This is a genomic window from uncultured Caballeronia sp. (assembly GCF_964243625.1).
GTDB lineage: Bacteria > Pseudomonadota > Gammaproteobacteria > Burkholderiales > Burkholderiaceae > Caballeronia.
Map to the genome: position 1 here is coordinate 1 of NZ_CAXTGZ010000215.1, position 9,194 is coordinate 9,194.

A 9,194-nucleotide genomic window follows, 5' to 3' on the forward strand; every position below is an offset into this window, starting at 1 on the left:
CGGTCCGAGCCGATGCCATCGATCTTCGCGCCCATCGCGACGAGCAGATTCGCAAGGTCGCTGACTTCCGGCTCGCGCGCCGCGTTCTCGATCACCGTTTCGCCTTCCGCCAGAACCGCCGCCATCAGCAGGTTTTCCGTGCCGGTGACCGTGATCATGTCGGTGACGATGCGCGCGCCTTTCAGGCGCTTCGCCCGCGCCTCGATAAAACCATGCTCGATGGTGATCTCGGCGCCCATCGCCTGGAGGCCCTTGATATGCTGATCGACGGGGCGCGCGCCGATGGCGCAGCCGCCCGGCAACGACACCTTCGCTTCACCAAAGCGCGCGACGAGCGGACCGAGCACGAGGATGGACGCACGCATGGTCTTGACCATTTCGTACGGCGCGACGAGGTTGTCCAGCTTCGCTGCGTTCAGCGACACGCGGCCATCCGCCGACTCCGAACGCACGCCCATCTGGTTGAGCAATTTGAGCATCGTGCGCACGTCCTGCAGGTTGGGCACGTTTTCCAGATGCACGTCGTCTGCGGTCAGCAAGCTGGCGCAGAGAATCGGCAATGCCGCGTTCTTCGCACCGGATACAACGATTTCGCCCGAGAGCTTCGAGCCCCCGACAATCATGAGTTTGTCCATGCCTGGCGTTCCTTCTACGGAGCTTCCTGCAGCGGCGCCGTGGTCGGCGTCGCGGTTGTCTTGAGTGAATCGCACTAAATTTCCAGCTAATCGGTTGATAGGTGATGCTCAGATACAGCGCGAGCCGGCGAACCGCTCAGGCGGGTTTCCACTCGGCGGGCGTCAGCGTCTTCATGCTCAGCGCGTGGATTTCCGCCCGCATGCGGTCGCCAAGGGCCGCGTACACGAGCTGGTGACGCGCGATCGGCCGCTTGCCTTCGAACGCATCGCTCACGATGGTCGCAAAGAAATGCTGGCCGTCGCCTTCGACTTCGACGTGCTGGCAAGACAAGCCGCCAGCGATGTAGTCCTTCACTTGCTCGGGAGTCGGCAACATGGGTGTCTCCTGAAAATTGAGCGAATCGATTAAATGAGCCTGCGAGTGAGCCTGATGAGTGAGCCTAGTGGCGCAGCTTGTAGCCGCTTGCCAGGAGGCGCATGGCAACCACAGCCAGCACGATAAAAAACCCGCCGACAATGCCAAGGCTCGCGAGCGGACTGACGTCGGACATGCCGAAAAAGCCGTAGCGGAAACCGTCGATCATGTAGAAAAACGGATTGAGCCGCGACACTTCGCGCCAGATGGGCGGCAGCGTATGCGTGGAGTAGAACACGCCCGACAGGAACGTCAGCGGCATGATCAGGAAGTTCTGGAACGCGGCGAGCTGGTCGAACTTGTCTGCCCAGACGCCGGCGATCAACCCGAGCGTGCCGAGAATCGCCGAGCCGAGGATGGCGAACGCGAGAATGTAGAGCGGCGCGGAGAAGCTCATTGGAATGAACCACACCGTCACGATAAAGACGCCGAATCCAACCGCCAATCCGCGCACAACCGACGCCAGCACATACGCGAAGAACATTTCCCAGTGCGAGAGCGGCGGCAGCAGGACGAACACCAGATTACCCGTGATCTTCGACTGAATCAGCGACGAAGAACTGTTTGCGAACGCGTTCTGCAGCACGCTCATCATCACGAGGCCAGGCACGAGAAAACTCGTGTAGGCCACACCTGGATAAACCTCGACATGACTCGTCAGCGCGTGGCCGAAGATCATCAGGTACAACAAGGCCGTGATCACCGGCGCGAGCACGGTCTGGAACGCGACCTTGTAGAAACGCAGGATTTCCTTGTAGAACAGGGTGCGAAAGCCGCTCATGACAAGCCCTCGACCACTTCCGGCCCGTTCATCACTTGCACGAATACGTCTTCCAGATCTGCCTTGCGGACATCGATTTCATCGAACGTGCAGCCGGCCGCTCGGCATTTCGCGAGGATCGGCTCGACGTCGTCGTAGCTTGAAAGACGCAGCAAATGGTTCGTGCCCGAGGTCGCCCGCGGGTCGACTTCCAGCGTGCGCAGCTCGACGGGCAACACCCCCTGCGAGAATCTCAGCGAAAGCTGCATGCCGGCGAAGCGCTGCAACAGCGTGCTGGTTCGTTCGAGCGCGACCACCTCGCCGCGACGCAGCATTGCGAGCCGGTCGCACAAGGCCTCGGCTTCTTCCAGATAGTGCGTCGTCAACACGATGGTGTGACCCTCGCGATTCAGGCGCGAGATGAATTTCCAGAGCGTCTGGCGCAACTCGACATCGACACCCGCGGTCGGTTCGTCGAGCACGATCACCGGCGGTTTGTGCACCAGCGCCTGCGCGACCAGCACACGGCGTTTCATGCCGCCGGACAGTGCACGCGTGTTGACATCGGCTTTCTCGGTGAGATCGAGATTCGCCATGATTTCGTCGATCCAGTCATCGTTTTTACGCAGACCGAAGTAGCCCGACTGGATGCGCAGCGATTCGCGAACAGTGAAAAACGGATCGAAGACGAGTTCCTGCGGCACCACGCCGAGCGAACGGCGTGCATCGCGGAAATCCGTGACCACGTCGTGGCCGCGTACGGAGATCGTGCCGCTATCCGCGCGCGCGAGGCCCGCGAGAATGCTGATCAGGGTAGTTTTACCCGCGCCGTTCGGGCCGAGCAGACCGAAAAACTCGCCCTCTTCGACGACGAGATTCACGCCTTTGAGCGCTTGCAGCTCTTTGTAGCGCTTTTTGACGTTGCGTATTTCTATGGCTGACATTGACAGTGCGCGCGCGTGTTGGGGGCTGCGCCTCTAGGTGTGCGGATCGGAACCAGAACCGGCCTTCATTACGACGAAAGGCGGAAGTCAGGCCGAAAAAACGGTTGATTATAGGCCATCTGCGGCTGGGAGCTGCCGCAAGCGTGTCCGTGACAACCCTGTCTGGCGCGTCTCGTCGGCGTCAGAACGCGACGAAAACACGCCATGGGTTCAGGCAGACAGGATCAATGTCGGAAGGTGAGAAGCGTATCGACGCCATAGACTTGCGCGAGACTGGCAAGCCCGGAGGGGAGATTGACGACGGCAAATGCCGCACCGCGCGCAGTGGCAGCACGCTGCCACGCGATCAGGACGGCGAGCGCCGACGAATCGAATTGCTTGAGCGGCGCGCAATCCACTTCGGTTGCGCCCGCTGCGATCCGCGACAAACCCGCATCGAGCGCGCTCTTTGCGCTGTCGTGCGTGAGGGTCGCGGCGGTTTCGAAGCGACTCACGATGCCTTGCCGTTCGCGAGTTGCTGGTTACGCTGGGTCAGGAACTGCAGCAGGCCGGACACGCCATGCTGCTGGATCTGCTCGTTGAACTGCTGCTGGTAAGCCTGGATCAGCCACGCACCGAGCACGTTGATGTCATACACCTTCCAGCCCTGCGGCGTCTTGTACAGGCGGTAGTCGAGCTGGATCGGCGAACCGTTGTTCAGCACGACCGAGCGAACAACCACGTCTGTGTCGCTCGGATCAGCGCGGAACGGCTTGTACTGGACTTGCTGGTCGCGAACCTGCGCCAACGCGCCCGCATACGTGCGGATCAGCAGCATCTTGAACTGCTCGACGATCTGCTTTTGCTGTTCCGGCGTCGCCGTGTTCCAGTTGCGGCCCATCACCAGACGCGTGGTCCGGGTGAAGTCCGTGTATGGCAGGATCTTTTCATTCACCAGCTGCGTGATGCGCGTGATGTTGCCCGACTGGATCTGCTTGTCGGCCTTGATTTGATCGAGAACCTGGGAGGTCACCGTCTTGACGAGTCCGTCTGGCGTCGACATATCGTCGGCTTGAGCGAACGCGCCCGTGCAAAAAGCCATCAGCACGGCAAACAGGGGGAGCAAGAATAGTTTTTTCATTAAAGACTCTGCAAAAAAAGTGGCCTGGGTTTGAGCGCGGCGTGCGCTACGAGTTCATCACCGCACTATTACCAGCCGTCAAAACGCTTTCGATATATTACTGGCGCGCGGTGTTTTGCGCTTTTTCCACACTTTGCTCAACGCAGCCTGAACGACGGGAACGACGGAATGCGCGGCGGCACCATGCGATCAGCCGGAACACCGGTTGCGCCCGGTGCGCTTGCACCCGCTGCGCCAGAAGCCGCTTGCGGCGCCGATGCCGAGCCTGCCGGCGGCGACGCCAATACACCTGAAGCAGCTCCCGCGCCTGCCGGCGCATTTACGTCGTCATATTTCGGTAGCGGCTCGTTGCCCGTGTCGCCGTAATCCGGAACGGCCGTGTTGTCCTGATTGCCGAGCAGATACTGACGGCGCTGAAGGTACGCATTGCGGACGAACGAGTATTTGTCGAGCGCGGCGTCAGCCAGTACGTCGCTTGCGCCGAGCAGGTTCGCACGCGTGTTCACCAGTTCCACACCAAACAGCGTCGTGCGGAACCAGGTCGGATCGACATAACTCGTCACGTTGCCGAAATAGTCAACCACCGTACCGGCCGTATCCCTTACCGTGCTCGGTCCGAGCAGCGGCAACACGACGTAAGGACCCGACGGCACGCCATAGTGGCCAAGCGTCAAGCCGAAATCCTGATTGTGCTTGGGCAAGCCCGCGACGCTCGCCACGTCGAAGAGACCCGCCACGCCGAAGATCGAGTTCATCACCACGCGCATGATGTCCGACACGCCGTCCGCAATCCGCAACTGCACGAGATTGTTCGCGGCCGTGTAGATATCGCCGATATTGCCAAAGAAGTTCGTCACGCTGTCGCGCACCGGCTGCGGCGTGATGAACACATAACCCTTCGCAATCGGCTTGAGCGCGACCTGGTCGATCTTGTCGTTGATCGTGAACATCGTCCGGTTATAGCTTTCGAACGGATCGCCCTTCGTGGGCGTGGTCACAGTCGCGCACCCGGCAAGCACCGCCACCGCGAGCACCACGGCCGCGTTCTTTACGCGCATTGCCTGCATTTTGTTCTTCTCCTTATTGTCGCTGACCCGAAGGCTGGCTTGTACTGCGAAATATGCCTGCCTTCGGCTGCCTGAATTTTGCCGGATCAATAAGTCCGGATCATTGACCTGCAGCGCTTGCGCCCATTGCGCTAGCCGCGCCCGGGAACGCCGGAGCCGCGGGCGTTGCAGCGGCTGGCGCTCCAGCGCCAGGCGATGCCGGCTTGGATGCGCCCGAATCCGCCGCCTTGTTGTACAGGAACTGCCCGATCAGGTTCTCGAGAACCACGGCCGATTGCGTCATCGAAATCGTGTCGCCGCTCTTGAGCATCTGGTCGTCGCCGCCTGGCTCGAGCCCGATGTACTGTTCGCCGAGCAAGCCCGACGTCAGGATCTTCGCCGACGAATCCTTAGGAAACTGATACTGCTTGTCGATATCGATCGTGACCTGCGCCTGATACGTATTCTGGTCGAAGCCGATATTCGCAACACGGCCCACCGTCACGCCCGCGCTTTTCACCGGCGCACGCGGCTTCAATCCGCCGATATTGTCGAACTTCAGCTTGACCGGATAGGTCGGCTGAAACGACATTGCGTTCATATTGCCGGCCTTCAGTGCAAGGAATAACAGCGCCACGAAACCCAGCACCACGAAGAGGCCGACCCAAAAGTCGAGAGCAGCAGTCTTTTTCATCGTCTTCCCAAAGAATCTTGTCGCAGTTTTTTGCGTGAAGGTCTGTGCCCTTCACAACGTCTGCGACCCGGTAATCGGGCCGCAGGCCGAAACGTCAGTTGAACATCAGCGCGGTCAGCAAAAAGTCCAGTCCGAGCACGGCAAGAGACCCGTACACAACCGTTTTTGTGGTCGCGCGCGATACGCCTTCCGGCGTGGGCTGCGCTTCGTAGCCCTGGAACAGCGCGATGAACGTGACCGCAAAGCCGAACACAATGCTCTTGATCACGCCGTTGCCGACGTCGCTCCAGACATCCACGCCGCCCTGCATCTGCGACCAGAACGCACCGGAATCCACGCCGATCATCAGCACGCCCACTACATATCCGCCGAAAATGCCGACCGCGCTGAAAATAGCCGCCAGTACCGGCATGGCGATGATCCCGGCCCAGAAACGCGGCGCCACGACCACCTTGAGCGGATCGACGGCCATCATTTCCATGGCGGTGAGTTGCTCACCCGCCTTCATCAGGCCGATTTCCGCCGTCAGCGACGTTCCCGCGCGGCCGGCAAACAACAGGGCCGTGACCACGGGACCGAGTTCACGCACGAGCGACAGCGCCACCAGCAGCCCAAGTGCTTGCTCGGAGCCGTACCGGTTGAGGGTTAGATAGCCCTGCAAACCCAGCACGAAGCCGACGAACAAGCCCGACACGCCGATAATCAGCAGCGAATAATTGCCGACGAAGTGGATCTGTTTCGTGACAAGGCGCGGGCGGCGCAGCAACGGAAAGAATTCGACGACCAGGCGCAGGAACATGCGCGTCGCGTATCCGATCGTGCCGAAGCTGCCGAGCACCGAGCGTCCGATGGCGCTGATCATGCCTTTGCTCCGATACCAAAGTCCGCCGCGAGCGGCGTCGTGCTTGGATAGTGAAATTTGAAGGGACCGTCGGGCGCGCCGTCGATGAATTGCCGCACCGAGGGTTCCTGCGACGCCCGCAATTCCGCCGGCGTGCCTTCCGCCAGAATCCCGCCGTTCGCGATGAAATACACGTAATCGGCAATGGCGAACGACTCCGGCACATCGTGCGTGACGAGAATGGACGTGGCGCCCAGCGCGCTGTTCAACGTGCGGATGAGGTTGGCCGTAATGCCGAGCGAAATGGGATCGAGGCCGGCGAACGGCTCGTCGTACATCATCAGTTCGGGGTCGAGCGCGATCGCGCGGGCAAGCGCCACGCGGCGCGCCATACCGCCCGATATCTCCGATGGCGACAGATCCCGCGCACCGCGAAGCCCGACCGCATTGAGCTTCATCAGCACGAGGTCACGCAGCAGTTCCTCGGGAAGATCGGTGTGTTCCCGTAACGGGAACGCGACATTGTCGAAAACAGTCTGGTCGGTGAAGAGCGCGCCGAACTGGAACAGCATGCCCATTTTCCGGCGTAGTTCGTAGAGGCCGTCGCGCGTCTGCGAGCCGACGTCCTTGCCGCCGAAAAGCACCTGGCCTTTCTGCGCCTTCACAAGTCCGCCGATCAGGCGCAGCACGGTCGTCTTGCCACAGCCGGAGCCGCCCATGACGGCCACGACCTGACCGCGCTTGAAGCGCATGTTGAGTTTCGACAGGATGAGCCGGTCGCCGTAGCCGAAATCGACGTCGCGAAGCTCTAGCAAAGTCTCGGGAGAAGCTGACACAGGGGCTGACAATCCTTTTACGCAAGAGGCCGAATTATAGGGCCTGTGCGCTTGCAGCGACGTGACGGTCCCTTTCGACTGATCAAAACATATGAAGTTTTTTCCGATTCGGCTGCATTATCGCGCGAATTCCTGTTGCAGCGCAGAAATGGCGGACGCGAGCTCTGGCGCCTCTGTAATGGCGCGAACGACTGCTGCGCTTCCTACACCGGTCGACAGCACTTGCTGCAGCACGGAACCATTCACGCCGCCAATTGCAACAAGCGGAACAATGCCGTCGAGCAAGCGCACATATCGTGCCAGACGCGACAAACCTTGCGGCGCGGTTGGCATGACCTTGGTCGTTGTCGGAAATACCGCACCAAGCGCAAGGTAGCTTGGTTTGAAATGCAGCGCCTTCAGCATTTCGTAGTAACCGTGCGTCGATAGCCCGAGGCGCAGCCCGGCTTCTGCGATGGCGTTCAGGTCGGCCGTATCGACGTCTTCCTGCCCAAGGTGGACGCCGTAAGCGCCGGCGCGGACCGCTGCCTGCCAATGATCGTTGATGAACAACTGGGCATCATGTTTGGCGCCCGCAGCCACCGCACGCTCGATTTCCTGCTTCAAATCACCAGAATCGGCCGATTTACGGCGCAATTGCACCGTCCTCACTCCGTGGTCCAGAACCTGTTCAACCCATTCCGCGCTTGGCAGCACGGCGTACAGGCCCAGCCGGTCCGGGCAATGCGGGAAGGGCTTCGATAGTGCAGGCGGCAAATTTGCCACCTTCGGGAAGGTGTAAAAGTCCACGGGCCAGGCATCGAGTTCGTCCAGGTTCGATGGGCGCCAGGCGAGCGCCAGCACAAGCGCGTCGTGCGGCTCGAATCCGCAATCCAGGAACGCGGCCAATGCTGCGAGCCAGTCGTCCGACCATTCGCCATCGAGCGCGTATTCCACGCCATCGAGCTGCAGCGTCGCGTGGCCCGCGGTGGCGGCCAGCAAGCCCACGCCATCCGCCGCCTCTGCGGAGGAACCGCCGCCCACGATCAAATCCCCCTTCAGCGGACGATCCGGCACGCTCAAGCAAATCCGCCATTGCTTCGATGCCGCCGGCCAGTCCCCCAGGCGCCGGCGAATTCGCTCGGCGGCTTCCAGGAGTTCGTCGGCGGGTGGCCAGAATATTTCTCGATCCTGCGACAACAAACTCATGCAGCACTCCCGTCTTGATGCCAGAACGGCATGCCGACAACCGGCGTGCTCGCCTGCGCGCTATCGCGCTCGGCCATTGGACCTGCCAGATAGGCCATCCGCCCCGCCTCGACGCCCAGCGCAAACGCGCGGGCCATCTGCGGCGGAAACGTGGCCTGCGAGACGGCCGTGTTCAGCAACACGCCGTCGAAACCCCATTCCATTACCTGACACGCATGCGACGGCACGCCCAGACCGGCATCGACGATAAGCGGCACATCCGGCAACCGCTCACGCAACGTGCGCAATCCGTAGGGGTTCGTCACGCCCTTCCCCGTGCCGATCGGCGCGCCCCACGGCATCAGCGCCTCGCAGCCGACATCGAGCAGACGCCGGCCGATCACCAGGTCCTCCGTGCAATACGGCAGCACCTTGAAGCCTTCGCGGATCAGTATTCCGGCGGCCTCGACCAGGCCAATCGGGTCGGGCTGAAGCGTGTAGTCGTCGCCGATGAGTTCGAGCTTGAGCCAAGGAGTATCGAAGAGTTCGCGCGCCATTCGCGCCGTGGTGAGCACTTCGTCCACCGTCTGGCAGCCCGCTGTGTTCGGCAGCAATGCGACGCCGTGGCGCTTCAAGACATCGAAAAAACCGGCTTCACCCGTGTTCGACTGGCGCCGCAATGCGACGGTGACCATGCCGGGACGGGCGGCATCGATGGAATCCGACAGCGATTGCA

General features: G+C 61.2%; 12 protein-coding genes. All 12 read right to left on the minus strand.

The window, feature by feature from the left end; all coding sequences use genetic code 11:
- Window positions 1-635, minus strand: a 635-nt coding sequence (locus tag ACFFAR_RS16000) for a UDP-N-acetylglucosamine 1-carboxyvinyltransferase (RefSeq protein WP_375508110.1), incomplete at its 3' end; no start/stop codon positions are given.
- Between the two features lie 136 nt (window positions 636-771).
- Entirely contained in the window at window positions 772-1,011 is a 240-nt protein-coding gene (locus ACFFAR_RS16005) for a BolA family protein (RefSeq protein ID WP_062000443.1), read from the minus strand.
- Window positions 1,012-1,075: 64 nt separating this feature from the next.
- Window positions 1,076-1,831 carry an ABC transporter permease gene (locus tag ACFFAR_RS16010; RefSeq protein ID WP_062000444.1) on the minus strand — a complete coding sequence of 252 codons (756 nt, stop codon included), beginning with the start codon at window positions 1,829-1,831 and terminating at the stop codon, window positions 1,076-1,078.
- Window positions 1,828-2,754, minus strand: coding sequence for an ABC transporter ATP-binding protein (locus ACFFAR_RS16015; protein ID WP_062000445.1), 927 nt, complete (start codon window positions 2,752-2,754; stop codon window positions 1,828-1,830). The genes ACFFAR_RS16010 and ACFFAR_RS16015 overlap by 4 nt, the downstream gene beginning before the upstream one ends.
- 224 nt (window positions 2,755-2,978) lie before the next feature.
- Window positions 2,979-3,248 carry a lipid asymmetry maintenance protein MlaB gene (locus ACFFAR_RS16020; protein WP_172811952.1) on the minus strand — a complete coding sequence of 90 codons (270 nt, stop codon included), beginning with the start codon at window positions 3,246-3,248 and terminating at the stop codon, window positions 2,979-2,981.
- Window positions 3,245-3,874 carry a phospholipid-binding protein MlaC gene (locus ACFFAR_RS16025; RefSeq protein WP_062000447.1) on the minus strand — a complete coding sequence of 210 codons (630 nt, stop codon included), beginning with the start codon at window positions 3,872-3,874 and terminating at the stop codon, window positions 3,245-3,247. Before ACFFAR_RS16025 ends, ACFFAR_RS16020 begins: the two co-directional genes overlap by 4 nt.
- 137 nt (window positions 3,875-4,011) lie before the next feature.
- Window positions 4,012-4,941: a VacJ family lipoprotein gene (locus ACFFAR_RS16030; protein ID WP_062000448.1), complete on the minus strand. Its 930-nt coding sequence runs from the start codon at window positions 4,939-4,941 to the stop codon at window positions 4,012-4,014.
- 100 nt (window positions 4,942-5,041) lie between these two features.
- Complete coding sequence (gene mlaD, locus ACFFAR_RS16035; RefSeq protein ID WP_062000449.1) at window positions 5,042-5,614, minus strand: outer membrane lipid asymmetry maintenance protein MlaD; 573 nt, start codon at window positions 5,612-5,614, stop codon at window positions 5,042-5,044.
- Between the two features lie 94 nt (window positions 5,615-5,708).
- On the minus strand, window positions 5,709-6,476 hold the full coding sequence (mlaE, locus tag ACFFAR_RS16040; protein WP_056355557.1) for a lipid asymmetry maintenance ABC transporter permease subunit MlaE: 768 nt from the start codon (window positions 6,474-6,476) through the stop codon (window positions 5,709-5,711).
- On the minus strand, window positions 6,473-7,291 hold the full coding sequence (locus ACFFAR_RS16045) for an ATP-binding cassette domain-containing protein (protein WP_174364431.1): 819 nt from the start codon (window positions 7,289-7,291) through the stop codon (window positions 6,473-6,475). The genes mlaE and ACFFAR_RS16045 overlap by 4 nt, the downstream gene beginning before the upstream one ends.
- A 117-nt stretch (window positions 7,292-7,408) precedes the next feature.
- Window positions 7,409-8,479 carry a thiamine phosphate synthase gene (gene thiE, locus ACFFAR_RS16050; RefSeq protein WP_375508111.1) on the minus strand — a complete coding sequence of 357 codons (1,071 nt, stop codon included), beginning with the start codon at window positions 8,477-8,479 and terminating at the stop codon, window positions 7,409-7,411.
- On the minus strand, window positions 8,476-9,194 hold a 719-nt coding region (locus tag ACFFAR_RS16055), incomplete at its 5' end, for a thiazole synthase (RefSeq protein WP_375508112.1). The genes thiE and ACFFAR_RS16055, both read right to left, overlap by 4 nt.